This window comes from Pseudomonas agarici (genome assembly GCF_900109755.1).
GTDB classification, from domain to species: Bacteria; Pseudomonadota; Gammaproteobacteria; order Pseudomonadales; family Pseudomonadaceae; genus Aquipseudomonas; species Aquipseudomonas agarici.
Map to the genome: position 1 here is coordinate 23,302 of NZ_FOAR01000027.1, position 26,318 is coordinate 49,619.

23 protein-coding genes and 2 tRNA genes are annotated in these 26,318 nt (G+C 59.4%); 16 read left to right on the forward strand and 9 right to left on the reverse strand.

Annotated elements, in window-relative coordinates; genetic code table 11:
• Window positions 1-43 precede the first annotated feature (43 nt).
• Window positions 44-120, reverse strand: a tRNA-Met gene (locus BMX68_RS20755).
• A gap of 206 nt (window positions 121-326) precedes the next feature.
• A tRNA-Met gene (locus BMX68_RS20760) sits at window positions 327-403 on the reverse strand.
• Window positions 404-697: 294 nt separating this feature from the next.
• Between BMX68_RS20760 and dinB the strand changes: the two genes are divergently transcribed.
• Window positions 698-1,759, forward strand: a complete 1,062-nt coding sequence (gene dinB / locus BMX68_RS20765) for a DNA polymerase IV (RefSeq protein ID WP_074862576.1) — start codon at window positions 698-700, stop codon at window positions 1,757-1,759.
• 40 nt (window positions 1,760-1,799) lie between these two features.
• Here the strand turns inward: dinB and BMX68_RS20770 are convergent, their stop codons facing one another.
• From BMX68_RS20770 to BMX68_RS20785, 4 genes are all read right to left on the reverse strand, one after another.
• The gene (locus BMX68_RS20770) at window positions 1,800-2,753 is read right to left on the reverse strand and encodes a hypothetical protein (protein WP_017131656.1); all 954 of its coding nucleotides are present in this window, start codon (window positions 2,751-2,753) and stop codon (window positions 1,800-1,802) included.
• Window positions 2,754-2,770: 17 nt separating this feature from the next.
• The gene (locus tag BMX68_RS20775) at window positions 2,771-4,486 is read right to left on the reverse strand and encodes a proline--tRNA ligase (protein ID WP_017131655.1); all 1,716 of its coding nucleotides are present in this window, start codon (window positions 4,484-4,486) and stop codon (window positions 2,771-2,773) included.
• Window positions 4,487-4,602: 116 nt separating this feature from the next.
• On the reverse strand, window positions 4,603-6,153 hold the full coding sequence (locus BMX68_RS20780) for an AmpG family muropeptide MFS transporter (RefSeq protein WP_017131654.1): 1,551 nt from the start codon (window positions 6,151-6,153) through the stop codon (window positions 4,603-4,605).
• Window positions 6,154-6,197: 44 nt separating this feature from the next.
• On the reverse strand, window positions 6,198-6,512 hold the full coding sequence (locus BMX68_RS20785; protein ID WP_218165327.1) for an MGMT family protein: 315 nt from the start codon (window positions 6,510-6,512) through the stop codon (window positions 6,198-6,200).
• Between the two features lie 201 nt (window positions 6,513-6,713).
• Between BMX68_RS20785 and BMX68_RS20790 the strand changes: the two genes are divergently transcribed.
• The 5 genes from BMX68_RS20790 (at window position 6,714) to groL (ending at window position 11,295) form a co-directional block, all read left to right on the forward strand.
• On the forward strand, window positions 6,714-7,721 hold the full coding sequence (locus BMX68_RS20790; protein WP_026013136.1) for a DUF481 domain-containing protein: 1,008 nt from the start codon (window positions 6,714-6,716) through the stop codon (window positions 7,719-7,721).
• Between the two features lie 52 nt (window positions 7,722-7,773).
• Window positions 7,774-8,505, forward strand: a complete 732-nt coding sequence (locus BMX68_RS20795; RefSeq protein ID WP_017131651.1) for a HugZ family pyridoxamine 5'-phosphate oxidase — start codon at window positions 7,774-7,776, stop codon at window positions 8,503-8,505.
• A gap of 65 nt (window positions 8,506-8,570) precedes the next feature.
• The gene (locus BMX68_RS20800; protein ID WP_017131650.1) at window positions 8,571-9,044 is read left to right on the forward strand and encodes an FxsA family protein; all 474 of its coding nucleotides are present in this window, start codon (window positions 8,571-8,573) and stop codon (window positions 9,042-9,044) included.
• A 261-nt stretch (window positions 9,045-9,305) separates the two neighbouring features.
• The gene (locus BMX68_RS20805) at window positions 9,306-9,599 is read left to right on the forward strand and encodes a co-chaperone GroES (protein WP_017131649.1); all 294 of its coding nucleotides are present in this window, start codon (window positions 9,306-9,308) and stop codon (window positions 9,597-9,599) included.
• A 49-nt stretch (window positions 9,600-9,648) separates the two neighbouring features.
• Entirely contained in the window at window positions 9,649-11,295 is a 1,647-nt protein-coding gene (gene groL / locus BMX68_RS20810; protein WP_017131648.1) for a chaperonin GroEL, read from the forward strand.
• 195 nt (window positions 11,296-11,490) lie between these two features.
• Here the strand turns inward: groL and BMX68_RS20815 are convergent, their stop codons facing one another.
• Window positions 11,491-13,440: an LTA synthase family protein gene (locus BMX68_RS20815; protein WP_026013135.1), complete on the reverse strand. Its 1,950-nt coding sequence runs from the start codon at window positions 13,438-13,440 to the stop codon at window positions 11,491-11,493.
• Window positions 13,441-13,642: 202 nt separating this feature from the next.
• Here BMX68_RS20815 and colR point away from each other — a divergent pair, with 202 nt between their 5' ends.
• The 5 genes from colR to BMX68_RS20840 all read left to right on the forward strand — a co-directional run bounded on the left by colR (window position 13,643) and on the right by BMX68_RS20840 (window position 17,415).
• Window positions 13,643-14,326, forward strand: a complete 684-nt coding sequence (gene colR, locus BMX68_RS20820; protein WP_017131646.1) for a two-component system response regulator ColR — start codon at window positions 13,643-13,645, stop codon at window positions 14,324-14,326.
• Window positions 14,316-15,596 carry a sensor histidine kinase gene (locus BMX68_RS20825; protein ID WP_017131645.1) on the forward strand — a complete coding sequence of 427 codons (1,281 nt, stop codon included), beginning with the start codon at window positions 14,316-14,318 and terminating at the stop codon, window positions 15,594-15,596. Before colR ends, BMX68_RS20825 begins: the two co-directional genes overlap by 11 nt.
• 190 nt (window positions 15,597-15,786) lie before the next feature.
• On the forward strand, window positions 15,787-16,467 hold the full coding sequence (locus BMX68_RS20830; RefSeq protein WP_017131644.1) for a class I SAM-dependent methyltransferase: 681 nt from the start codon (window positions 15,787-15,789) through the stop codon (window positions 16,465-16,467).
• A gap of 4 nt (window positions 16,468-16,471) precedes the next feature.
• Window positions 16,472-17,191 carry a lipopolysaccharide kinase InaA family protein gene (locus BMX68_RS20835; protein WP_017131643.1) on the forward strand — a complete coding sequence of 240 codons (720 nt, stop codon included), beginning with the start codon at window positions 16,472-16,474 and terminating at the stop codon, window positions 17,189-17,191.
• Complete coding sequence (locus BMX68_RS20840) at window positions 17,188-17,415, forward strand: hypothetical protein (RefSeq protein WP_017131642.1); 228 nt, start codon at window positions 17,188-17,190, stop codon at window positions 17,413-17,415. The genes BMX68_RS20835 and BMX68_RS20840 overlap by 4 nt, the downstream gene beginning before the upstream one ends.
• Before the next feature lie 233 nt (window positions 17,416-17,648).
• Here BMX68_RS20840 and gap read toward each other — a convergent pair whose 3' ends face one another.
• Window positions 17,649-18,650: a type I glyceraldehyde-3-phosphate dehydrogenase gene (gene gap / locus BMX68_RS20845; RefSeq protein ID WP_017131641.1), complete on the reverse strand. Its 1,002-nt coding sequence runs from the start codon at window positions 18,648-18,650 to the stop codon at window positions 17,649-17,651.
• Window positions 18,651-18,861: 211 nt separating this feature from the next.
• On the opposite strand from gap, the gene edd reads away from it, so the two are divergent.
• The 4 genes from edd (at window position 18,862) to BMX68_RS20865 (ending at window position 23,995) form a co-directional block, all read left to right on the forward strand.
• Entirely contained in the window at window positions 18,862-20,688 is a 1,827-nt protein-coding gene (edd, locus tag BMX68_RS20850; RefSeq protein ID WP_060782691.1) for a phosphogluconate dehydratase, read from the forward strand.
• Window positions 20,685-21,686, forward strand: coding sequence for a glucokinase (locus BMX68_RS20855; protein ID WP_060782690.1), 1,002 nt, complete (start codon window positions 20,685-20,687; stop codon window positions 21,684-21,686). The genes edd and BMX68_RS20855 overlap by 4 nt, the downstream gene beginning before the upstream one ends.
• A gap of 127 nt (window positions 21,687-21,813) precedes the next feature.
• Window positions 21,814-22,545 (forward strand): response regulator, encoded by a 732-nt coding sequence (locus tag BMX68_RS20860; RefSeq protein WP_017131638.1) that lies wholly within the window; start codon window positions 21,814-21,816, stop codon window positions 22,543-22,545.
• Window positions 22,535-23,995 (forward strand): ATP-binding protein, encoded by a 1,461-nt coding sequence (locus tag BMX68_RS20865; protein ID WP_060782688.1) that lies wholly within the window; start codon window positions 22,535-22,537, stop codon window positions 23,993-23,995. The genes BMX68_RS20860 and BMX68_RS20865 overlap by 11 nt, the downstream gene beginning before the upstream one ends.
• Here the strand turns inward: BMX68_RS20865 and BMX68_RS20870 are convergent.
• Entirely contained in the window at window positions 23,964-24,608 is a 645-nt protein-coding gene (locus BMX68_RS20870; protein WP_017131636.1) for an AP2/ERF family transcription factor, read from the reverse strand. The two genes, BMX68_RS20865 and BMX68_RS20870, sit on opposite strands and share 32 nt — an antisense overlap.
• 322 nt (window positions 24,609-24,930) lie before the next feature.
• On the opposite strand from BMX68_RS20870, the gene BMX68_RS20875 reads away from it, so the two are divergent.
• Complete coding sequence (locus BMX68_RS20875) at window positions 24,931-26,199, forward strand: D-mannose isomerase (protein ID WP_017131635.1); 1,269 nt, start codon at window positions 24,931-24,933, stop codon at window positions 26,197-26,199.
• Window positions 26,200-26,318: the final 119 nt, after the last annotated feature.

Consider the following 26,318-nt stretch of genomic DNA (forward strand, 5'->3'; position numbering starts at 1 on the left):
AATACAAAAAAGGCCACTCTTTCGAGCAGCCTTTTCCGATGTTTGGTTGCGGGAGCCGGATTTGAACCGACGACCTTCGGGTTATGAGCCCGACGAGCTACCAGACTGCTCCATCCCGCGTCTGTGTGGCGGCATTCTACAGCCAAACACCGGGGTGTCAACTGTTAATAGCCCAGAGGGTCAAAATAATGCAAAAAACCCCAGCACGTCCTTTTGGATTGGATAAGTGTCAGACAATCAAGGTTTTTTTGATCGAGTGAGGAAGGGCTGGAAGAAACAAGCGAACACAAAAAAGGCCACTCTTTCGAGCAGCCTGTTCTGATGTTTGGTTGCGGGAGCCGGATTTGAACCGACGACCTTCGGGTTATGAGCCCGACGAGCTACCAGACTGCTCCATCCCGCGTCTGTGTGGCGGCATTCTACAGAGAAACACCGGCCTGTCAAACCTTAATTTCGGAAAACCTCTTTATTGTTCAATTGCTTAGCCTCTTAAACAGGGTGCTTGAGGCGTCTCGAGGCCATGCCCTGCAAGGCTTTTGGCTCTATCGTGGTTGGCTTTTCGATTGAAAAACTAAATTTATATCGGCTATTTCTCACTGCCTTGTCGGAATATTTAAACCACTGGTGCTATATACAGGTATCAGTGAGATACTGACGATCCGTGCCGTTTCTGTCTTTTGAATAAACACTGTCCGCCATGACGCAACGCAAAATCATCCATGTCGACTGTGATTGCTTCTACGCTGCCATCGAGATGCGCGACGACCCGAGCCTGGCCAGCAAGCCGCTGGCGGTGGGCGGAGCGGTAGATCGGCGGGGAGTGATCGCGACCTGCAATTACGAAGCGCGGGCATTTGGAGTGCGGTCAGCAATGTCATCGTGGCAGGCTTTGAACCTGTGCCCGGATCTGGTGATTGTCGAGCCGCGCATGCCTGTCTATAAGGAGGCGTCAAAGGAAATCCAGGCAATCTTTCGGGACTACACCGACCTGATCGAGCCGCTGTCGCTGGACGAGGCTTACCTGGATGTGTCTGACAGCCCCCACTTTGCCGGCAGTGCCACGCGGATCGCCCAAGATATCCGGCGTCGAGTGTCGCGCCAGTTGCATATTACCGTCTCGGCGGGTGTCGCGCCGAACAAGTTCCTGGCGAAGATTGCCAGTGACTGGAAAAAGCCCAATGGCTTGTTTGTGATCACTCCAGACCAGGTGGAGGCTTTTGTCGCCGGGCTGGCGGTCAGCAAACTGCATGGTGTCGGCAAGGTCACGGCGGACAAGCTGGGGCGATTGGGTATCGTCGACTGCCTGCAGTTGCGCGAGTGGAGCAAGCTGGCCCTGGTGCGTGAGTTCGGTAGTTTCGGCGAACGCTTGTGGGGGCTGGCGCGGGGGATTGATGAGCGAGTGGTGCACAATGACAGTCGGCGGCAATCGGTCAGTGTCGAAAATACCTACGACGTCGATTTGCCCGATCTCGAAAGTTGCCTGCAAAAGCTTCCGCAGCTGATGGAAACCCTGGCCGGACGCATGGCGCGGCTGGACGATGGTTATCGACCGGGCAAGCCGTTCGTCAAGGTGAAGTTTCATGATTTTACCCAGACCACCCTGGAGCAGGCCGGGGCCGCCCGGGATCTGGAGAGTTATCGACAGTTACTCAGCCAAGCATTTGCCCGTGGAGATAAGCCCGTGCGCCTGTTGGGTATCGGGGTGCGCTTGCAGGATTTGCGCGGCGGCCATGAGCAGTTGGAGCTGTTCAGCCGGTAAGTCGTGTGAGCTGGCGGGCTCGCTCACACAGGGGAGGTGTTCAGCTTGCTCCGGGATCCGCCACCAGACGTCCGGCATTCTTGCTCAGCGACTTGAGAAACTCGTGTTGCAACTCGGGATCGTTGCGCGTCAGTTCGATCAGGCTCTGTTCCAGTTCGCTTGCTTCTTCTTCCAGGCCCAATTCGGACAGGCGCTTGACCCGATGAACCCATTGGTCGACATCGTCGCCCTCCAGGTCGTCATAGATCAAGGCGTGGGCCTCCAACAACTTGCCTTGGAGCTGGCTGCTGATGGACAGGTTCGAATCCGAGTGGACTTCATCCTTGGCATCCTCGACGCGAATCGTCAGGTTGCCAATGTGATTCAGGCCCCGCTCGGCAAACGGGCTGTCCAGCAGGTTCAGGCGTAACACACCGTGGCGATCGGTGGTCAGCTCATAGGTCTGTCGACCCGCCACCACCTCCACTGGCCGTTCGGCCCACGGTAGGCTCGAATATTCCATGCGCTTGTCGCGCTGGACTTCTTCGATGGCTGCCAGGTTTTGCTGCGCGCGTCCGTGGGATTGCATGTTCATTAACGGATTGAGCCCGTCGATGCCATAGCTGATCCAGTCGCGGGTCATGCTGGTAGGCAGGGAGCCGAGGGCGAACACGTTCACCACGTTAGCGCCGATGCCACCCACCAGCGCCACCGCGCCCAGCGGTATTTCATAGGCTTTGCGCCAGGGCTGATAAGGCGTGTAGCGATCGTAGCGACGGGTGACGTCGAACTCGGTGACCTCGAAGGTCTTCTGTTCGTTGATTCGCACACGACGTTGCGCTAGTTCGAGGATCTTGGGGTCGCCGACATCGATCTGCAGGCTGTGCTCAAGCAGTTTGCGTTCGACACGTTCCTCGTGCTCGCTGCGCTGCGACATCGGGTTGGCACAGCCGCCAAGCAGCAGGGCGCCGCACAAGGCGGCGCCCCCGAGGGCTAAGGTACTTCGATTGAACATGAGGTCTCTATCTGGGCTTAGCGACGGATACGGGCCTGCAGGAAAGCCAGTACATCGGCAACCGGCAGCGCTTGCGCCTCGGCTTCGGTACGGCTCTTGTATTCCAGGTTGCCTTCGGCCAGGCCGCGGTCGCTGACCACGATCCGGTGAGGAATACCGATCAGTTCCATGTCCGCGAACTTGATGCCCGGGCTGGTCTTCTTGTCGCGATCGTCCAGCAGCACTTCGAAGCCGGCGGCCGTCAGTTCGGCATAGAGCTTGTCGGTGGCTTCACGAACCTGTTCGGTTTCGTAGCGCAGCGGCACCAGGGCGATCTGGAACGGTGCGAGGCTGTCGCTCCAGATGATGCCGTTGTCATCGTTGTTCTGCTCGATGGCCGCGGCCACCACGCGAGAAACACCGATGCCGTAGCAACCCATGGTCAGGGTGACCGGCTTACCGTTTTCGCCCAGGACCTGGCACTTCATCGCTTCGCTGTACTTGGTGCCCAGCTGGAAGATGTGTCCGACTTCGATACCGCGCTTGATTTCCAAGGTGCCCTTGCCATCCGGACTTGGGTCGCCAGCAACGACGTTGCGCAGGTCGGCAACGGTCGGGACCGGCAGGTCGCGTTCCCAGTTCAGGCCGAAGTAATGCTTGTCGTCGATGTTCGCACCGGCCCCGAAATCGCTCATCAGCTCGACCGAGCGGTCGATGATGATCGGCAGTGGCAGGTTCAGCGGGCCGAGGGAACCTGCGCCGGCGCCGATGGCGTCACGCAGTTCGGCGTCGGAGGCCATGATCAGCGGGTTGGCGACGCCAGGCTGGTTGGCGGCCTTGATTTCGTTCAGCTCGTGATCACCACGGATGATCAGCGCAATCAGCTTGCCCTCTTCTTCGGCGTGGACGATCAGGGTCTTGACGGTCTTTTCGATCGGCAGGTGGTAGCCTTCGACCAGTTGTACGATGGTTTTTGCATCGGGCGTGTCGACCAGGCGCAGTGCTTCACTCGGCGCGGGGCGCGAGGTTTCCTGCGGCACGGCTTCGGCCTTCTCGATGTTCGCCGCGTAATCGGAGCCGTTGCTGAAGGCGATATCATCTTCGCCGGACTCGGCCAGCACATGGAATTCGTGGGAGCCGGCACCGCCGATGGAGCCGTTATCCGCTTCGACCGGACGGAAACGCAGCCCCAGGCGGGTGAAGATGTTGCAATAGGCCTGGTGCATACGGTCGTAGGTGGCCTGCAGCGACGCCTGGTCGGCGTGGAAGGAATAGGCGTCCTTCATGATAAATTCGCGACCGCGCATCAGACCGAAGCGTGGACGGATCTCGTCGCGGAATTTGGTCTGGATCTGGTACAGGTTGATCGGCAATTGCTTGTAGCTGCTCAACTCGTTACGGCACAGGTCGGTGATCACTTCTTCGTGGGTCGGGCCGGCGCAGAAGTCGCGGTCATGGCGGTCCTTCAGGCGCAGTAGCTCGGGGCCGTACTGTTCCCAGCGACCGGATTCCTGCCACAGCTCAGCTGGCTGGATACCCGGCATCAGCACTTCCAGCGCACCGGCTGCGTTCATTTCTTCGCGCACGATAGCCTCGACCTTGCGCATCACGCGCAGGCCCATGGGCAGCCAGGTGTACAGGCCAGAAGCAAGCTTGCGGATCATTCCGGCGCGCAGCATCAACTGATGGCTGATCACGACCGCATCGGAAGGTGTTTCTTTCTGTGTGGCGAGCAAATATTGACTGGTGCGCATGGTTGGCCGTTGTCGTTGCTAGTGGCTAGAAGTAACGGAGCATTGTACGGGCGGGATCCGGCGACGTACAGACGTGTGGCGGCTCTGAGGCGGGGAGAGCATAGCTCCCCTCGTGTTTATGGGGCTTGCTGCGTGTCTTCGGTGGTTGAAGGTGTTGCACCGCCGCGACGAACTTCCTGATACCAATGCAGGGCAATCAGCACCAGGGTGGGAACGCCCATTATCGCCGTGGCAATAAAGAACTGATGGTAACCGAACTTCTCGACCATCACCCCCGAATAGCCGCCGATCAGCCGTGGCAGTAGCAGCATGATCGAGCTGAGCAGGGCGTACTGAGTGGCGGAGAACTTCAGGTTGGTCAGGCTCGACAGGTAGGCGACGAATGCCGAAGTCGCCAGGCCCGAGCTGAAGTTGTCCAACGAAATGGTGGCGATCAGCATCTTCAGGTTCGGTCCCATGTCGGCCAGCAACATGAACAGCAGGTTAGTGCCAGCCGAGGTGACGCCGCCGATAAACAGGATCGGCAGGATGCCGAAGCGCACGATCAGCAAGCCGCCCATGCCAGCGCCCAGCAGGGTCATGATCAGACCGAAGATCTTGCTCACTCCGGCGATCTGGTCCTTGGTAAAGCCCTGGTCGATGTAGAAGACGTTGGCCATCACCCCCATCACCGTATCCGACATCCGGTAAGTGGCAATCAGCCCGAGCAGCAGCAGGGCTTGCCAGCGATAACGGAGGATAAAGTCGTTGACTGGCGTGAGCACCGGCGCCAACCCGCGTCGCCCCAGGTTCGATAGGCACAGCACCGTCAGGGTGGTGTAGAGGATAGCGCGCAGAAAGGCGCGATCTTCGAGGAGCAGGTCGAGCAAGCTGACGTCATGGAACAGCACACCGGCGAAGTCGGTGTTGTAGAGCTGGGTGAACATCGCCGGCACCGAGACCAACAGAATGATCAGCACGAATACCGAGGTCAGTTGATGCATGAAGCTGTAGCGCCCCGCGGACAGTTGGGTACGCAACGGCACCGGCGGTTCGCGCATGAAGAAAGTGGTGAGTAGCGCAGGGATCATCAAGACGCCAAACAGCACATAGGTGCCGGTCCAGGCCGAGTGCTTGTAACTGAAACCGGTGGAGCCGAAGCCTTCGGCGAAAAACAGGGCGCCGGCGGTGGCCAGCAGGGCGGCGACCCGGTAACCGGACATATAGCTGGCAGCCAGAGCGGCCTGCTGGGTGTCATGGGCGATTTCCAGGCGATAGGCGTCGACCGCGATGTCCTGGGTGGCGGAGGCAAAGGCGACGAGCACGGCGATTGCGATCAGCCAGGACAAGTGTTTCTGCGGATCGCAAAAGCCCATGCCGATCAGCCCTAGAACAATCAGGCTTTGTGCCAGAACCAGCCAGGAGCGACGCCGACCCAGCTTGCCGAGCAGTGGCAGGCGCCATTGATCGAGCAAGGGCGACCAGACCCATTTGAAAGCGTATGCCAGGCCGATCAGGCTGGCATAACCAATGGTTTCGCGGGCTACACCGGCCTCGCGCAACCAGACCGAAAGCGTTGAAAATACCAACATATAAGGCAGGCCGGCGGCGAAACCGAGCAGCAACAGCACTAATGTCGAGGGGCTGGCATAGGCGGCGAGCGCGGCGCGCCAGGTTTTACGGGGCATGGGCTGGAATCTGCCTCAGGGTTGACGGAAACAAAGCGCGCACTCTAACCGCTGTGCTCTATCGGACGCCAGCCATGACGCTTGATATCGACACGATTGTTCAGGACGCTGAGGCCTTCGGTGCGCAGCCGGGCCCGTTGTTCGTCGCCGGATGGGCTGCCGACCGGTAGACTGATCCGACCACCGGCACCCAGTACGCGGTGCCAGGGCAGGCGGGTGTCGGCCGGCAACTGACTCAAGGTCCGCCCCACCCAGCGGGCCGCCCGACCGAGTCCGGCGAGTTCGGCCAGCTGACCATAGGTGACCACCTTGCCTTCAGGCACTTGGGCCAGGGTCAGGTAGAGGGCCGTACGCCGCATCTGGGCGGGGCTTTCACTGACGGTTTCTTCGTTCACGGGGCCATTCCTTTGAGTGGTTTTTGCCTCTATCAAGTCAGAGATTTCCGCTTATTGAGAGTAATTGTTGAACTTGACTCCTGTTTGCTCGGTCGGTCCTTGCTCGTGCGTTATCCGCCGGGATAATGCCGGTTTTTTTTCGCCAACCTGAGTCTTGTGTTGTCTATGTTGTCCAGAATCCTATTGTGCCTCGCTGTTTTCAGCGCCTCTACGCCTTTGCTGGCCGATACTGTCTGGTTGAACAACGGTGATCGCCTGAGTGGCAAGATCAAGCTGTTCGACGGCGGCAAACTGTTGGTCCAGACCGATTATGCCGGAGTCGTTGCAGTTGACTGGGCTCAGATCAAGACCCTGGAGAGCGATCAGGAGCTGCTGGTCAAGCAGGACGCCTACAGCGGTGAGAGGGCCCAGTCGTTGCTGGCCGCCGACACCGGCAAGGTGATCCTGGCCAATGGCCGAGCCTCGAAAACAGTGGATCTGGACAGCATCCAGCAGATCGTCAAACCCAAGCCGGTGATCGCAGACCTGGTCTGGAAAGGCAATGTCGATGTGGCCTTGGATTACAAGCGTGCGGAAAAAGATACCGATGACTACGACATCGACTTCAAGACCACGGCCCGCCATGGTGCCTGGAGGCATCATGCGCAAGGAGAATACAACCGCGAGTTCCAAGACAATCTAGTCATCACGGATAACTGGGGTATCGAGTATGCCCTTGACCGTTTCATCACCGAGCAATGGTTCTGGCAGGGGCGCCTGAGCTACAAACGCGACCGGATCGAGGACTTGTCGCGCCAGCGCACTGTCGGTACCGGTCCGGGTTATCAATTCTGGGATAATGAGTTAGGCGCGTTCTCCCTGGGTTCGTTGGTCAACAACACCCATTATGAATATGACGATGGCGAGAGTAAGACCTTCTACTCGTTGGGCATGAAGTGGGACTATAACCGTTACTTGGTCGGCAAGACCGTAGAGTTCTTCACCAGCGGCGAGGTAGGCTGGCCGTTGAACGGGCCTTCTAAATACGCTCTGGATGCCGACATGGGCCTGCGCTACAGAGTCACCGAATGGGCGTCGTTGAACCTCAAGGCTGAACGCGACATTGTGAATGGCGACGACGACACCCGATTAAACCGAACCCGCTACACCGTCGGGTTCGGCGTGGCCTGGTAAGGGGCAGGAATGCTATAAGGCAAGCGGTGGATTTTGCATGAGGAGTCATAAGGTGAGTGTGGACGTTGCCAAAAATGCGCGAGCATTGTTGCTCAAGGAGTACCGGGGCGTGTTGTCAACGCATTCCAAGGCCATGCCTGGTTTTCCGTTCGGCTCCGTGGTGCCTTACTGCCTGGACGATCAGGGCCGCCCGCTGATCTTGATTAGCCGGATCGCCCAGCACACCCACAACCTGCGCAAAGACCCGAAATGCTCATTGCTGGTGAGTGATCGAGAAGCCGAGGATGTCCAGGCGGCCGGTCGCCTGACCTACCTGGCCGAGGCGGAGAAACTCGTTGAATCCGCGGCTATCGAAGCCGCCGCCGAGCGCTACTACCGCTACTTTCCGGACTCGGAGAACTACCACAAAGCCCACGATTTCGATTTTTGGGTGCTCAAGCCGGTACGTCACCGTTATATCGGTGGCTTCGGCGAGATCCACTGGCTTGACCAGGTGACCTTGGCTAATCCGTTTGCCGGCAAGGCGGAGGTGAGTATGGTCGAGCATATGAACAGCGATCATGCCAAAGCGATCGCTCACTATGTCGACTTGGCGGGATTGCCACGTATCGCGCCGGCCCAACTGGCGGGAATCGACACGGAAGGGATGCACTTAAGGGTCGGTCAGGGGGTGTATTGGCTGGCCTTTGAAACACCTTGCAACACGCCGATGGAGGTTCGCCAGGCCTTGGTTTCCTTGGCCCATGCGCAGTTTTGGCCGAAAAAGCAAGCGGCCGAGGCTTGAATTCACGGAGGGTTGACGTCATCTGATGTCTACTGGAAGGCATTCTTCCGTAGAGGAACCATTTGATGCGCGCTTTTCTATTGCTCTTTCTGCTGTTTCCGGTGCTAGAGCTGTATGTGTTTTTTCAGGTCAGCACGGCTATCGGTTTTTTCCCGGCGCTGGCCCTGATCATTCTTGGCTCGGCACTCGGTGTACTGGTCCTGCGGGTCGCTGGCCTGGCTACCGCGTTTCGGGCGCGCGAAAGCCTGAGTCGTGGTGAACTGCCGGCCCAGACCGTGCTTGAGGGCCTGATGCTGGCCCTGGGCGGTGGCCTGATGTTGCTGCCGGGCTTTATCAGCGATGTGTTCGGCCTGCTGTTGCTGTTGCCGATCACCCGTCGACTGGCGGTCGGCAAGATGCGGCGACGGGCCGAGGAGCAAGCGATGCGCCAGCGAGCCTTTGCCGATGACCTGCAGACTCGCGGCCAGCCTAGCGCGGCACCGGCCAATGGCCGCCTGCCGAACGTGATCGAAGGTGAGTTCGAACACCGCGACTCCTAACCGATCGCCACTTCGCCACGCGACACCTTCGGGTGTCGTGTTCGTTTCTACAGGGACCGTTACCTGCAAAAAAACCTCTTCCTGCCCTTGTAATTATCTTTGGCGCCCCTATGTAACGGTCACCGCAAGGTTTTTGGCGTAAATCGCCAAACAGTCTTTTGCGGTTCGCTCGTCGAGCCGCAACCGGCAACGCCGGATGTGCTAGCAGGCCGGTATTGATACTGGCTGTGGAAAACCATAAATAACTAGGAGAGATCGACAATGAAGCTTCGTCCTCTGCATGACCGCGTCGTCATCCGTCGCAGCGAAGAAGAAAAGAAAACCGCTGGCGGCATCGTCCTGCCAGGTTCGGCTGCCGAGAAAGCCAACAGCGGTGAAGTTCTCGCTGTAGGCACTGGTCGCGTTCTGGACAACGGTGAAGTGCGTGCGCTGGCCGTGAAAGTGGGTGACAAGGTTGTGTTTGGCCCTTACTCCGGCAGCAACACTGTGAAAGTAGACGGCGAAGACCTGCTGGTAATGGCTGAGAGCGAAATTCTCGCTGTTATCGAAGGCTGATTCCCGCTCATTTTTCCCGTTACCACAAAGTATTCAAGGAATTACGATCATGGCTGCTAAAGAAGTTCTGTTTGGCGACTCCGCCCGTAAGAAAATGCTCAAAGGCGTCAACGTCCTGGCTGACGCCGTAAAAGCCACCCTGGGCCCGAAAGGCCGTAACGTGATCATCGAGAAGAGCTTCGGCGCTCCGACCATCACCAAGGACGGCGTTTCCGTTGCCAAGGAAATCGAGCTGGAAGACCGTTTCGAGAACATGGGCGCGCAGTTGGTCAAGGACGTTGCTTCCCGTGCCAACGATGACGCTGGCGACGGTACCACCACCGCCACTGTCTTGGCCCAGTCGATCGTCAACGAAGGCCTGAAGGCTGTTGCTGCCGGCATGAACCCGATGGACCTCAAGCGCGGCATCGACAAGGCAACCATCGCCATTGTCAAGGAGCTGAAGTCGCTGTCCAAGCCTTGCGCCGACACCAAGGCTATCGCTCAGGTAGGTACCATCTCCGCCAACTCCGACAGCTCCATCGGCGACATCATTGCCGAAGCCATGGAAAAAGTCGGTAAAGAAGGTGTGATCACCGTTGAAGAAGGCTCGGGCCTGGAAAACGAACTGTCGGTTGTGGAAGGCATGCAGTTCGACCGTGGCTACCTGTCCCCGTACTTCGTCAACAAGCCAGACACCATGGTTGCCGAGCTGGATAGCCCGCTGATCCTGCTGGTGGACAAGAAGATCTCCAACATCCGCGAAATGCTGCCAGTGCTGGAATCGGTTGCCAAGGCCGGTCGCCCATTGCTGATCGTAGCTGAAGACGTCGAAGGCGAGGCCCTGGCGACTCTGGTTGTGAACAACATGCGTGGTATCGTCAAGGTCGCTGCCGTCAAGGCACCGGGTTTCGGCGATCGTCGTAAAGCCATGCTGCAGGACATCGCTGTCCTGACTGGCGGCACCGTTATCTCCGAAGAGATCGGTCTGAGCCTGGAGAGCACCACTCTGGAGCACCTGGGTAGCGCCAAGCGCGTGACTCTGTCCAAGGAAAACACCATCATCGTCGACGGTGCTGGCGTACAGAGCGATATCGAAGCGCGTATCGCCCAGATCCGTGCCCAGGTTGCCGAGACTTCTTCGGACTACGACCGTGAAAAACTGCAAGAGCGCCTGGCCAAGCTGTCCGGCGGTGTTGCTGTGATCAAGGTCGGTGCCGGTTCCGAAGTTGAAATGAAAGAGAAGAAAGCCCGCGTTGAAGACGCTCTGCACGCAACCCGCGCAGCTGTCGAAGAAGGCGTGGTGCCTGGCGGTGGCGTGGCGCTGATCCGTGCTCTGGAGGCACTGACCGAGCTCAAGGGCGACAACGCTGATCAGAACGTCGGTATTGCTGTACTGCGTCGCGCTGTTGAAGCGCCACTGCGTCAGATCGTTGCCAACTCCGGCGACGAGCCAAGCGTGGTTGTGGATAAAGTCAAGAACGGTCGTGGCAGCTTCGGCTACAACGCTGCGACTGGCGAATACGGCGACATGATCGAAATGGGCATCCTGGACCCCACCAAGGTGACTCGTTCGGCCCTGCAGGCTGCGGCGTCGATCAGCGGTCTGATGCTGACCACCGAAGCGGCGGTAGCTGATGCGCCGAAGAAAGATGCTCCTGCTGGCGGCGGCATGCCAGACATGGGCGGTATGGGTGGTATGGGCGGCATGATGTAAGCCACCGCTCCCGTACACAAAACCCCGCCTGCAGTGATGCAGGCGGGGTTTTTTTCATGCGTTCTCGCTGCCCTGTAGGCGCGAGCCAACTGCTGAAAAACCGAGGGTGCAGGCTTTATATTGGGATGCACGTGTAACGGTTAACCCTCCTCGCGAGCAAGATCGCTCGTGCGATGAGAGCGATTTACGCCTGACTCAGCGCTCACTTAACTGTGGAGCCGTCTCTTTGGGAGTCTTCCAGCTCAGCAATTGCTGTTTGAAGTCATAGCTGGCGGCCTGATAGTAGGTGATTGCGCGCTGGATCAAACGGTCGTCGCTATCTACACGCAACTCCTGACTCTCACCCAGGGCTTGGTCGTGACGACGCAGGCCCAGGCGCGGGCTGAGAATTGCCAAGTCCTTGCCATCAAACAACCCCAGATGTTGATAGTTGCCGACCAAAACCCGAGCGGGCAACGGATTGTCTTGCAACAGGTTCCGGCCAAAAAACGTCGATTCGTAGCTCAGATTGATCAGCCCCAGCAAGGTTGGCGCAAGATCGATCTGGCTGGCTAATTGCGCTGTTTCCCGAGCCTCGACCAGCTTCGGCGCATAGATGAACAGGGGAATCTGATAGTTGCTGATGGGCAGGTCTTCCTTGCCCGCGCTGCCGGCGGTATGGTCGGCGACAAAGACAAAGATGGTGTTATCGAACCAGGGCTTCTGGCGTGCGGCCTCAAGGAACTCACCGATGGCATAGTCGGTGTATTTCACCGCTCCATCGCGACCGTGGCCGGACTTGATGTCGATACGATCATCAGGATAAGTATAGGGGCGATGGTTGGAGGTGGTCATCAGTTGTAACAAGAACGGCTGCTGCTTGGCGTAGTCAGCATCGGCCAGCTTCAGCGTCTGTTGGTAGAGATTTTCATCGGCCATGCCCCAGGCATTTTTGAAGGAAATCTCCGATTCAGGCACGCTGCTCTGATCCACGACCCGATAACCGTTACCGCTGAAGAACGCGTTCATGTTGTCGAAGTAGCCGCGCCCTCCGTAGACAAACACGCTGTCATAACCGATGGCACTGAGTTGCTGGCCCAGGCTGGCGAAGCCGCTTTCGCGGCCAATGCGCTTGACGATCGAGCGCCCCGGTGTCGGTGGGACGGCCAGGGTGATGGCTTCCAGGCCGCGGTCGGTGCGAGTACCGGTGGCGTAGAAATTATTGAAATATAGGCTTTGCTGGCGCAGTGCATCAAGATTGGGCGTGAGGTCGCGCCTATCGCCGTTGCTGCCCATATACTTGGCGCTGAGACTCTCGATGGTCACCAGTATGATATTGGGCGTGCGCAGCGTGCCGGGGTTGGTGATGGCGCGACGGATGTCCAGGGGATCGTTGCCGATAAAACGGGCATTGGCTTCGCTGAGCTCGGCGTGCAATTGCTTGGCTACCACGTCGGTCGGCAGGCTTTTGTAGAACTGCGAGTAATCCAGTTCGTTGTTACGAAACGCGGCAAAAAATTGATAAGGACCGTTGCTTGCCAGTTCATTCTTGTAGGCGTTACCGCCTTGGGCGCGCGGGCTGTCCTGGCTGATCAGTTGCAGGCAGAGGCCGGCGACCGCCAACAAGCTCAAGGCATTGAGCAAGCGACCACGTGTTGTCGGCAATGGCGAATCCATCGCGCGGTTAAAGGGTTGGCGCAGGGTCCAGCTCAAGACCACGGCCAGCACCGCCAACAGGCTCAGCAGTTTGCCGATTGGGTAGGACTCCAGCAGGTTATTCAACACCTCATCGGAGTACACGAGGTAGTCGACGGCAATGAAGTTGAAGCGCACACCGAATTCATCCCAAAACAGCCATTCCGCCACCGAGGTGAACAGCATGGTGAACAGGCTGACGGTGAGTACCACCTGCAGGAACCAACGGTGGCCACGCCGACGCCAGAGCGCGGGTGGGCACAGCAGCAAGTACAGTCCCAAGGGGAGGGCGGCATAGACCAGGAAGGTCAGGTCATAGAGCAGACCCACCCCAAATACCGGCAGCAGGTTGCCGCCGACTTCGCCCAGATGGGTGATCAGCAATACACTACGAGTGAGCAGGAAAACGGATAACCAGGCACCGGTTATCAATAGCAAATAGCGCATTGGCGCTGTTTTGGAGAGACCCATGTCGATGTTTCTTATATCAAAGAAAGCGCGATATTGGCTCTGACGCTGTCGTTAGTTTGTGAAGCTATAGTGAAAAACTCGTTCAGCCTCGAAATCGGTTGAAAACCCTTATCGATGGGGCTCTCAGGCCTATCCCTGAGCCACACTTGGCCTTAAGCTGCGCGAGCCATCATGGCCGTTACCGCGTACGGAGACAGTGCCCATGCGAATTTTATTGGTTGAAGACAACCGCGATATCCTGGCCAACCTGGCGGATTACCTGGGTCTCAAAGGCTATACCGTGGACTGTGCGCAGGACGGCTTGTCGGGTCTGCACCTGGCCGCAACCGAGCATTACGATCTGATCGTGCTCGATATCATGCTGCCTGGGATCGACGGCTACACCCTGTGTAAACGTTTGCGCGAGGATGCCCGGCGCGACACGCCGGTGATCATGCTGACGGCCCGTGACCAGCTCGATGATCGCCTGCAGGGCTTTAAGTCCGGCGCCGATGACTACCTGCTCAAACCCTTCGCCCTGTCGGAGTTGGCGGCGCGTATCGAAGCGGTGTTGCGTCGTGCCCAAGGTGGCGGTCGGCGCGCCTTGCAGGTGGGTGACCTGAGCTACGACCTGGATACCCTGGAAGTCACCCGCCAGGGGCGTCTGCTCAAGCTCAATCCGGTCGGTTTGAAGCTGCTGGCGGTGCTGATGCAGAAAAGCCCGCACGTATTGCGTCGGGAGATTCTTGAAGAGGCGCTCTGGGGGGACGACTGCCCGGACAGCGACAGCCTGCGCAGCCATGTGCACCAGTTGCGCCAAGTGATCGACAAACCGTTCGACAAGCCATTGTTGCAGACCGTGCATGGTGTCGGCTACCGCCTGGCTGAGGGCCGTGATGGAGTTTAAGCAGAGTCTTGCCCAGCGCATCATCATTGCCTTTGCCTTGATGAGCGCGTTGGTGGCGGGTGCCTTTGCCCTGGGCATCGTGGCCACGGTTCACCTGGTCGAGGAAAAACTGATCTCCGCCGGCCTGGGCGGCGATCTACAGCGCCTGCTGCTGATGGACAGCGTGGGGGACTGGAGCCATCGACCCGAACCCGACCAGTTGTTCTACTACAGTGACGGCAAAGGCGATTTCGAGCTGCCCAAGGATTTGCGCCATCTCGATCCGGGGTTTCATGAGGTCTTTCGCGAGCAATCGTCCTATCATGCGATGGTTGAGGTGGTTGACGGTCGGCGCTATGTACTGCTGCAGGACCAGAGTGACTTCGAGGAACGCGAGCGGGTGCTGTTCGCGGTGGTGCTCGTGGGATTTATCCTGGCCCTGGTCCTGGCGGTGTTCCTCGGCTGGGTTCTGGCCCGACGAGTGATGGCCCCGGTAGTGCGGTTGGCCCGCCAGGTTCGGCATCGCGACCAATTGCTTGGACTTGCGCCGCCTCTTGCGCCTGACTACGCGGCGGACGAAGTGGGTGAGCTGGCGGTAGCATTCGATGCGACGCTGGGACGCCTGCGCCGGGCCTTGACCCGCGAGCGGCTGTTTACCAGCGACGTCAGCCATGAGCTGCGCACGCCGCTGATGGTGCTGGCCAGTTCCTGCGAGCTGTTGCTGGAAAACCCCGCGATCGATCAGCGCGGTCGTAATCAGGTCGAACGTATCGCTCGGGCCTGCGAGGAGATGCGCGAGTTGGTGCAGACCTTCCTGATGCTGGCTCGTGCCCAACGTGAGGACGCCAGCATGTCGCCACAGGTTTCGCTCAAGCTGGTGGCCGAGGACCTGGTCGGCCTGTGGCGTGCGCCTGTCGAGGAGAAAGGCCTGAAGCTGATCTTCAATCCAGGCGATCCCCTGGATGCACGTTACAACGCCACGTTCCTGCACGCGGTGATGGGCAATCTGTTGCGCAACGCCCTTCATTACACGGAGCAGGGCTTTATCCGCCTGACACTTGAGTCGACGGGATTTGTTGTCGAGGACAGCGGTGTCGGGATTCCGGAAGAAAAGCGCGAGGCGATGTTCCAGCCTTTTGTGCGTGGCGATGAGAGACGCGGTGAAGGCTTGGGGCTCGGGCTTTCGCTGGTGCAGCGGATCTGCGAGAACCAGGGCTGGTATGTCAGTCTGACGACCATGCAGCCTAATGGTTGTCGCTTCCATGTAGACCTGGCACGACCTACTGCTTGACTCTCGGAGCGCCCGGTTTCTTCAGGGCGGCGACCTCGTCGATGTTTACAGATATGGCCCTGAGCCATTATTTTCGGCTTGTAAAGTTTTGTAATGCTTTGTTCGAGACAGAACAAAATTTTCACGAGGGGACGACCTGTCACTGACACGCGCCTACCTACTGTGGCTATGTTGGCTACAGGAGATGGTGATGAATTCCCCGATAAAACTTGAATTTTCCGATAAATACGACGACAAACATGCGGAGCAGTATCTGCTCAAGCACAAGAACAGTTTGGCTCGTCGATTGTCCCATAAGCGTGATGAGCAACTGGTGCGTGCCGCGTTAGCCCTGGCTGGCGAGCCGGGCCTGGTGCTTGACTTGCCGTGTGGTGCCGGACGGTTCTGGCCACTGTTGGCGGAGAAACCCAACCGGGTGATTATTGGGGCCGATAACTCGGCGTCTATGCTGGAAACCGCGCTCAACGCGCAGCCGGTCGAAGTGGTCAAGAGGATACGACCGCTGCAAACGTCGGCATTTGATATCGAGCTGCCCGATAATGCCGTCGACAGCATTTTTTGCATGCGTCTGCTCCACCACGTCGGCGAGGCGGCGCACCGGATGGCGTTGTTGGAAGAGTTTCAGCGGGTCACCCGCGATAGCGTAATCGTTTCACTTTGGGTCGACGGCAACTTCAAGGCCTGGCGGCGTCGGCGATTGGAGCGTGAGCGCCAGGCCGACGAGGCGCGGGACGGTTATCAGAACCGTTATGTGCTGCCTACCGCTAAAGTAGAAGAAGAATTCAGGCAAGCGGGCTTTCGTATCCAGGAGCATCTGGATTTTTTCCCGCTCTACGCCATGTGGCGGGTTTATATATTGCGCAAGAGGTAGCAGGATGGCCGTTGAGTACGTATTGCACGCAAAAGATGTCACCGAGGATCGCTTCGAGTATTTCTGGCAACAGAAAGGCGAATGGGTGGAAGAGCCCAATCAGCGTCGAGGCGGGGAAAGTGGTGTCCAGCGGGTGGTAGGTGCGAGCGGTCGACTGTTGTATGTGAAACGCCAGGTGGGGCATACCTACCGAAGCCTGTTGCATCCCTTTGGTCGTCCAACGGTCCTGCGCGAACTGGCTGCGCTGAAGAGCTTGCGCATGCTGGATGTGGCGGTGCCTGAACTGGTGTTCTGTGGTGCCCGGCGCGAAGGTGAGGGGGCATGGCAGGCGCTGCTGGTCACGGCGGCGCTGGACGGTTTTCTCGAGATCGAGAACTGGTATGCCGAGGGCGGTCGTGAGCGCCATGGCGAAGTTTTGCATGATCGTGTGCTGCAGGAATTGGCCAGCACCTTGGCGCGGATGCATCGCGGTCGCTGGCAGCACGGCTGCCTGTATTTCAAGCACGTGTTTGTCCGGGTCAGTGGCGAAGGTGAGTCGGCAACCGTCGAGGTCGCCCTGTTGGATCTGGAGAAGGCTCGTCAGCGATTGAGTCGTCGGCTGGCGGCGGACCATGACATGAGACAACTGCGGCGCCATTCGTCGTGGAATGAAACGGACTGGAACAAGCTGAGCTACTTTTACGATATGGCGTTCGGCAGCACCATCAAAGGTTTACAGCGATGAAGTTAGAAATAGCTCGAGGTTTGTTTTTACTCAGTGCACTGGCCATTGCGTCATTGGCGCTGGTGGTTTGGGAGCAACCGGGAACCCAGATACTCAGCAAGGCTGATGGCACAGGGCATTGTCCCTTGCCGCGGGTGGCCAAAGCCGGCGTCGAGGTCAGGCCTGATCATGATTTGCTGTTGTTTATGTTTGGCCTTTCCCAGGGAGCGAAGCCGCAAAGTTGAAGAACCATTGCCGTCCTCGAAGGCCTCGTGATTCACGAGGCTTTTTCTTTATGTCCCGCTAGTGCCTTGCCGAAAGACACGCGTTGTGGCCTGCGGGCATCGCTCACGGCGATGATGGGCCACCCTGGCGAGGCGCTTACGCTCCGTCAGGGTATTACGGGTCAGACTGAGGCCTATCGTCGGTTGCTGCTCGATGCCCGCTGTCACTGCGCGCACTTACTCCGCGTTGCTTCCTATTTAGCGTTGCAAAGGGCCAGGCAGTTATCCAGCATGCGATTGGAGAAGCCCCACTCGTTGTCGTACCAGGCCAGGACCTTGAGCAGCTTGCCGCTGGCCTTGGTGTGATTGGCGTCGAAGATCGACGACAGTGGGTTGTGGTTGAAGTCGCCGGAAACCAGCGGCAGGGTGTTATAGCCGAGGATCTTCGAGTGCTGGCTGGCTTCCTTGAGCAGCGCGTTAACCTCGTCAGCGCTGGCTTCGCGCTTGAGCTGCACGGTCAGATCCACCAGCGACACGTTGATCACCGGCACGCGCACGGCCATGCCGGTGAGCTTGCCCGCCAGTTCCGGCAGCACCAGGCCCACGGCTTCGGCAGCGCCGGTCTTGCTGGGGATCATGTTCTGAGTCGCCGAGCGAGCGCGGTACGGGTCGGTGTGGTAAACGTCGGTCAGGTTCTGGTCGTTGGTATAGGCATGGATGGTGGTCATCAGGCCGCTTTCGATACCCAGCTCACGGTGCAGCACTTGAGCCACCGGGGCTAGGCAGTTGGTGGTGCACGACGCGTTGGAGATGATCTGGTGCGACGGGCGCAGGATGTCATGGTTGACCCCGTACACCACGGTGGCATCCGCGCCCTTGGCCGGTGCGGAAATAATCACTTTGCGAGCGCCGGCGCTAATATGCGCGGCAGCCTTGGCACGGTCGGTGAACAGACCGGTGCATTCGAACACCACGTCGATTTTCTCGGCGGCCCAGGGCAATTCGGCTGGATTGCGGATCGCGCTGACCGAGATGCGGTCGTCGTTGACGGTCAGGCTTTCATTGTCATGCTCCACGCTAGCATCGAAGGTGCCGTGGACAGTGTCGTACTTGAGCAGGTGGGCATTGATGGAGCTATCGCCCAGATCGTTGATGGCGACGACCTGCAAGTCCTGGCGGTAACCTTGGGTATAGAGTGCGCGCAGGACATTGCGGCCAATGCGGCCAAAACCGTTGATTGCGATTCGTAGCGTCATGAGGAAAGCGCCTGTCGTAGCTTTGTTGTTGGAATTACAAGATTATTCGCATAAAAATAGAAAACAAGCCTTTTTAGTGGCAATATTTTGTTTTATCTACAACGAGTGACCTGAATCAACAGGTCCAGATGATTGAGAAGCCCTTCCCTGCGAGGCTTTCGATCAGCTTGGAAGTACAGGTCGTCATATCCGTTAGCCTGGAGTTCTACACATGCATCCCCGCGTTCTTGAGGTCACCGAACGGCTTATCGCCCGCAGCCGCGCCACCCGCGAGGCGTACCTGGCACTGATTCGCAGCGCCGCCAGCGACGGTCCGATGCGCGGCAAACTGCAATGCGCGAACTTCGCCCATGGGGTGGCTGGGTGCGGCAGCGAAGACAAGCAAAGCCTGCGCATGATGAATGCCGCCAATGTGGCAATTGTTTCGTCATATAACGACATGCTCTCCGCACACCAGCCTTATGAAACTTATCCGGAGCAGATCAAGCAGGCGTTGCGTGAGATTGGCTCGGTTGGCCAGTTCGCCGGTGGCGTGCCCGCCATGTGCGATGGCGTCACCCAGGGCGAACCGGGCATGGAACTGGGGATCGCCAGCCGCGAAGTGATCGCGCTGTCGACCGCCGTGGCGCTGTCCCATAACATGTTCGACGCGGCGCTGATGCTCGGCATCTGCGACAAAATCGTGCCGGGCCTGATGATGGGCGCGCTACGCTTCGGTCATCTGCCGACCATTTTCGTCCCAGGTGGACCGATGATCTCGGGCATTTCCAACAAGGAAAAAGCCGACGTCCGCCAGCGTTACGCCGAAGGCAAGGCCAGTCGCGAAGAGCTGTTGGAGTCGGAAATGAAGTCCTACCACAGCCCTGGCACCTGCACGTTCTACGGCACTGCCAACACCAATCAGTTGTTGATGGAAGTCATGGGCCTGCACTTGCCGGGCTCGTCCTTCGTCAACCCGAATACCCCGTTGCGCGATGCCCTGACCCGCGAGGCGGCGTTCCAGATCACGCGCATGACCAAGCAGAGCGGCAACTTCATGCCGATCGGGGAAATCGTCGACGAGCGGTCGCTGGTCAACTCCATCGTCGCGTTGCATGCCACCGGCGGTTCGACCAACCATACCCTGCACATGCCGGCTATTGCCCAGGCGGCGGGCATCCAATTGACCTGGCAGGACATGGCCGACCTCTCCGAGGTGGTGCCGACCCTGTCCCACGTGTACCCGAATGGCAAGGCCGATATCAACCACTTCCAGGCGGCGGGCGGGATGTCGTTCCTGATCCGCGAACTGCTGGAGGCCGGCCTGCTCCACGAAAACGTCAACACCGTGGCCGGCCATGGCCTGAGTCGCTATACCCAGGAGCCGTTCTTGCAGGACGGCCAATTGGTCTGGCGCGAAGGCCCGATTGAAAGCCTCGACGAAAACATTCTGCGTCCGGTGGTTCGCGCGTTTTCCCCTGAAGGTGGCCTGCGGGTGATGGAAGGCAATCTTGGTCGTGGTGTGATGAAAGTCTCTGCGGTGGCCCTGGAGCACCAGGTCGTCGAAGCGCCGGCGGTGGTGTTCCAGGACCAGCAGGATCTGGCGGACGCGTTCAAGGCCGGCCTGCTGGAAAAGGACTTCGTGGCAGTGATGCGTTTTCAGGGCCCACGTTCCAACGGCATGCCGGAGCTGCACAAGATGACCCCGTTTCTCGGCGTGCTGCAAGATCGCGGCTTCAAGGTCGCGCTGGTGACCGACGGGCGTATGTCCGGCGCCTCGGGCAAGATTCCGGCGGCGATTCATGTTTGTCCCGAAGCCCATGTGGGCGGCGCGTTGGCGCGGGTACGGGACGGTGACGTGATCCGCGTCGACGGGGTCAACGGGACGCTGCAGGTGCTGATCGATGACGCCGAATTCGAAGCGCGCGAGCCGACAATCGGTCTACTGGGTAATAATACCGGTTGTGGCCGCGAACTGTTCGGCTTCATGCGCATGGCCTTCAGCTCGGCGGAGCAGGGCGCCAGTGCGTTCACTTCGGCCTTGGAGACCCTCAAATGAAATTGGCCTTGGTTGGCGATATCGGCGGTACCAACGCCCGCTTCGCCGTGTGGAAAGACAACGGCCTGGAGTCGGTCAAGGTGCTGGCGACCGCCGATCATGCTTGTCCAGAAGACGCCATCAAGGTCTACCTGAGCGAGCTGGGACTGGCATTGGGGGCAATCGGCGCGGTGTGCCTGTCGGTGGCCGGTCCCGTGGGCGGCGACGAGTTTCGCTTTACCAACAATCACTGGCGCCTGAGCCGCAAGGCCTTTTGCGCTACGTTGCAAGTCGATGAGTTGTTGCTGGTCAACGATTTCTCGGCGATGGCCCTGGGCATGACCCGTCTTGAGCCCGGTGACTTTCGCGTGGTTTGCGAAGGCACCCCGGAGCCGCTGCGGCCCGCCGTGGTGATCGGCCCGGGAACCGGCCTGGGAGTCGGGACTTTGCTGCACCTGGGCGACGAGCGCTTCATGGCGCTGCCCGGCGAGGGTGGGCATGTCGACCTGCCATTGAACAGCCCACGCGAAATCCAGCTCTGGCGGCACATTTATGATGAGATTGGGCATGTCAGCGCCGAGGCTGCGTTGAGTGGCGGTGGGCTGCCGCGAGTCTATCGGGCCATCTGCGCGGTGGATGGACACACGCCGCTGCTGGAGACGCCGGAAGCGATCACCGCTGCGGGACTGGCGGGCGACCCGATTGCCCTGGAAGTGCTGGAGCAGTTCAGCTGTTGGCTGGGGCGGGTCGCGGGTAACAATGTGCTGACCACGGGCGGCAGGGGAGGCGTGTATATCGTCGGTGGCGTGATTCCGCGATTTGCCGATTTTTTTGTCAAGAGTGGCTTTGCCAGAAGCTTTGCCGACAAGGGCTGCATGAGCGACTACTTCAAGGGCATCCCGGTGTGGCTGGTGACAGCGCCGTATTCCGGGCTGATCGGTGCGGGGGTGGCGCTACGGCAGGCTGTTGCGCACCGATCCGGTTCTCACAGCGTCCCGACAAGCCCGCTCTTGGCCTGACTTGAGATCGACCGACATCCAAGGCCGGTTTGCGAAAGCATCGGTTCACGCAACACAGCTTCACAGCTTAATCGATTAAGGCATAATCCGCGTTTCGGTCCTACTCACAACAACAAGGACGCCTACCGTGAGCGCAGTCAGTAAGTCCATTCTTCTGGTCGACGATGACCAGGAAATCCGTGAGCTGCTGGACACCTACCTCAGTCGTGCCGGTTTCCAGGTGCGCACAGTCGGTGATGGCGCCGGTTTTCGCCAGGCGCTTAACGAGGCCCACAGCGACTTGGTCATCCTTGATGTGATGCTCCCCGACGAAGACGGCTTCAGCCTCTGCCGTTGGGTTCGCCAGCACCCGCGCCAGGCCCAGGTGCCGATCATCATGCTGACCGCCAGTTCCGACGAAGCCGACCGCGTCATCGGCCTGGAGCTGGGTGCCGACGATTACCTGGGCAAACCCTTCAGTCCTCGTGAACTGCAGGCCCGGATCAAGGCACTGTTGCGCCGCGCCCAGTTCGCTCAGGACCGTAGCAGCAGTGAAGTGCTGGCCTTCGACGAGTGGCGTCTGGACACGGTCAGTCACCGGCTGTTTCATGTCGATGGCGAGGAAGTGATTCTCTCCGGTGCCGACTTCGCCCTGCTCAAGCTGTTTCTTGACTATCCTCAAGAGATCCTCGATCGCGATACCATCGGCAATGCCACCCGTGGGCGTGACCTGATGCCCTTGGACCGGATCGTCGACATGGCCGTCAGTCGGTTGCGCCAACGCTTGCGGGATACCGAGAAGCCCCCCCGACTGATTCGCACGGTGCGTGGCAGCGGTTACCAACTGGCCGCCTGCGTCACCACCGCCAATGCTCTCTGATCTGAGTCGGCGCTTGCCGGTCCCGCGCTCTCTGCTGGGGCGGATGCTGCTGCTGACGCTGTTCGCGGTGCTGCTGGCCCAGACTTTGTCCAGCCTCATCTGGCTCTCGCAATTGCGTGCGACCCAGCTCGAAGGTCTGGTGACCAGTGCCCGCAGCCTGGCGCGCTCGATGACCGCCAGCGTCAGCTACCTGCGCTCGTTGCCCCTGGCCTATCGGCCGCTGGTGCTCGACCAACTGCGTAGCATGGGCGGTACGCGCTTTGTCGTGACCCTCAACGACAAACCGCTGGACATGAAGTTGCTGGGGCCGACCCCGCGCAAGACCGCGGTGCTCGATGCGGTCCACGAGGTGCTACACCAATCGCTGGGCAACGATGTCGATATCTCGGTGAGTTTTGTCAGCCCCAGCGACCTGCGGATTTTCAACGGCGGTCTGAAGCTCGACGAGTTACCGCGCTCCTGGGCCCACTACGCACTGACCCTGGAGCCGGTCAATCCGCCGGTGCTGGTGACACAGATCCAGATGGCGCCGGGCGAGTGGCTGTATATTGCCTCGTTGCTTCCCGAGCCTTACACCAGCCTGGAGGAGGAGGGGCTGCCCTCCCAGCAGGTCTGGTTTATCCTGCTCACCAGCGGTTTCCTATTGCTGTTCATCGGTCTGCTGGTGCACTGGCAGAGTCGCCCGCTCAAGCGCCTGGCCCGCTCGGCCCGGGATATGTCGCTGGGCGCGGAGCAAGTGCCGCCGGTGCTGGAGGGTGGCGGCAGCGAGGTGATGGAAGTCGGCCGCGCCCTCAATACCATGCGCGAGCGCATCGGTCGCTATCTGACCGAGCGTAGCCAGTTGTTCAGCGCCATTTCCCATGACCTGCGCACGCCCATCACGCGCTTGCGGCTGCGGGTCGAATTGCTCGAAGACGAAAAGCTGCAGTTGAAGTTCGGCCGTGATCTCGACGAACTGGAGATGTTGGTCAAAGGGGCGTTGCAGTGTGTGAAGGACACCGATATCCACGAGAATATCGAACCGGTGGACCTCAACCATGTACTCGATTGCCTGATCGAGCCCTACCTGCCGCCCAACGGCAACGGTCGGGTCACGCTCGATGGTCGCGCACTGGCGGCCTTTCCCGGCAAACCGCTGGCCCTACGCCGGTGCATGGGCAATCTGATCGACAACGCCCTCAAGTACGGTGACAAGGCTCATCTGCACATCGAAGACGACGACGAGGCTTTTGTCCTGCACGTCGATGACGAAGGTCCTGGGGTCCCCGAGCAGCGCCTGGAACAAGTGTTCGAGCCGCATTTCCGGTTGTCCGGCCAACTGCAGGGTTATGGCCTGGGGTTGGGAATTGCGCGCAATATCGCCCACAGCCATGGCGGTGAAGTGAGCCTGCAGAACCTGCGTGAAGGTGGTCTGCGGGTCACTTTGTACTTGCCGCGAAATGCCGACTGATCGAGAGCAGCGCTTGCTCCGCGCTGATCGTCAGGGCTGCGTCCTGGGGTTTGGGCAGTTGGCTGGCGGCTGAGGCGGAAATCTGCTGGGCCTGGATGATGGCGGCCTGGATACGATGCTCGCGCAGACGCGAATTGGTCTGGCTGAAGTGTCGCTGCAAGGTTTCCATGGCTTGCTCATAGGGTTCGTCACACAACGCCAACTGTCGTTGGCGCTCGGCCAGGGCGAGGCGCTTGGCCTGCTGCTCGCCATAACGCTCGACACTGAAATTCCGGTTCAGGCTGTAGCCATGAATCCGCGTACAGGCCCGCCAATAAGCGGTGTTGTTGGACTCGATCCGGCGCACGCCCGGATGACCGCTGGTGTTGTGCGGCAACAGGCGTTGGCGGAATTCGGCGGTGAGCGTTTGCGACCGCTTCGGCAGCGGCGCATTGCGACACGACTCGGCGGCCAGGCGTGCGCCCTGTTCGCCACCGTATTGGTCGAACGTGAAGGTCTCGCTCAGGGACTGGCCGTGGCGCTGACCTTGCACTTTCCAGGCGTACTGTATCCCTCCCCGATACAAGGGCAAAATGCAGCATCGACGGGCCAGGTGCGAGTTATCGTTAACCATGGTGCATGCCTCCTTACGGGCGTGGGCTTCTATGGGTCATGTCATGGATGAAGTCTGGAAGATTCGCCCAGGCAACGTTGTCCTTCAATGTGGGAAAACTGCTTAGGGAGCACTCCTACACCGAAAACGGAATCGGCCTAATCGGCGTTTTTCCTACTTGATGGCAAAAGTGCCGATGCGGCGGATTATCAGGACAACAATTGTCACCGCAAGGTGACATTTTCATCGGCCTTCGTTACCTGTTGTCAGCAAGATGCTGGTTAGAATCCGCATGATGACAGGCGTTCGACCTGCCCCTGAATAACAAGAAAAGGCGACGCTCATGGCTGGCGACAGCGTTGAATCTCCATTCGGCAGTTGGCTGGATGCTCCTGCTCACCAAACCTGGTTGATCATGGAAGGACAGCGCCTGCTGTCCTTCGCTAAGGCTTCCAGGCTAGCTGAAGGTTTCGGCAATCTGGATGGGCGTGGTCGCCTGCCAGCCCAGGCCGTGGCCGAGACCATGAACACGGCCCGCATGACCCACGGTTTCGCCATGGCCCATATCCAGGGGATTCCCGGTTGCCGCGAGTTGGTCGACCATGGCGTCGCCGCGCTCTGGGGACCGCTGCGCGATGCGACCTTTGGTGGCTGGTATGCGGTGGCCGAACATCGCGATGGCAACAGCGCCAAGGCCGCTTATCTGCATGCCTTCGTGGCGCTCGCCGCCAGTTCGGCGGCGGTCGCCGGCAACCCGGAGGCCCCCGGCCTGCTCGCCGAGGCGATCCGGGTGCTCGATACGCATTTCTGGAGCGAGGAAGAAGGCACCTTGCGCGAGTCCTTCGCCCGTGACTGGGGCAACGAGGAAAGCTATCGCGGTGCCAACAGCAACATGCACGGCACCGAGGCCTTCCTTGCCCTGGCCGATGTCACCGGCGACAGTCGCTGGCTCGATCGTGCCCTGCGCATCGTCGAACGACTGATCCACCAGCGGGCGGCCACCAATGATTTCATGGTCATTGAGCATTTCGACCGTCAGTGGCAGCCTTTGCCGGACTACAACCAAGACAACCCGGCTGACGGTTTCCGCCCCTACGGCACGACGCCTGGTCACGGTTTTGAATGGTCGCGACTGTTGCTGCACCTTGAGGCAGCCCGCCGTGCGGCTGGGCTGCTGGCTCCAGATTGGCTACTGGAGGATGCCCGTGGGCTGTTCGCCAGTGCCTGGCGCCATGGCTGGGCGGCGGATGGCGCCCCCGGCGTGGTCTACACGCTGGATTGGGATCATCGTCCCGTAGTTCGCGAACGCCTGCACTGGGTGCATTGCGAGGCGAGCGCGGCAGCGGCGGCTTTGCTCCGGCGTACAGGAGAGGCGCAGTACGAAACCTGGTATCGGCGCTTCTGGGATTTCAACGAACTGTACTTTATCGATCGGCTGCACGGTAGTTGGCATCACGAACTGGATGAACACAACCGGCCGAGTGCGCGCATCTGGGCTGGCAAGCCCGATCTCTATCATGCCTATCAGGCGGTACTGTTACCTTGCCTGCCGCTGGCACCCAGTCTCGCGAGCGCTCTGGCACAGGCTTGCTGGCCGAAACGCGGGTTATAAATACGTGTAACCAGGCAGTGACATTCGCGCGTCCCTTCGTTACCTGCGAAGGCTTGCGCCTTGACTAGAATCCGATGCAGCGCAAGCACAAGACTTGTATGCATAACAACAAGAAAGGT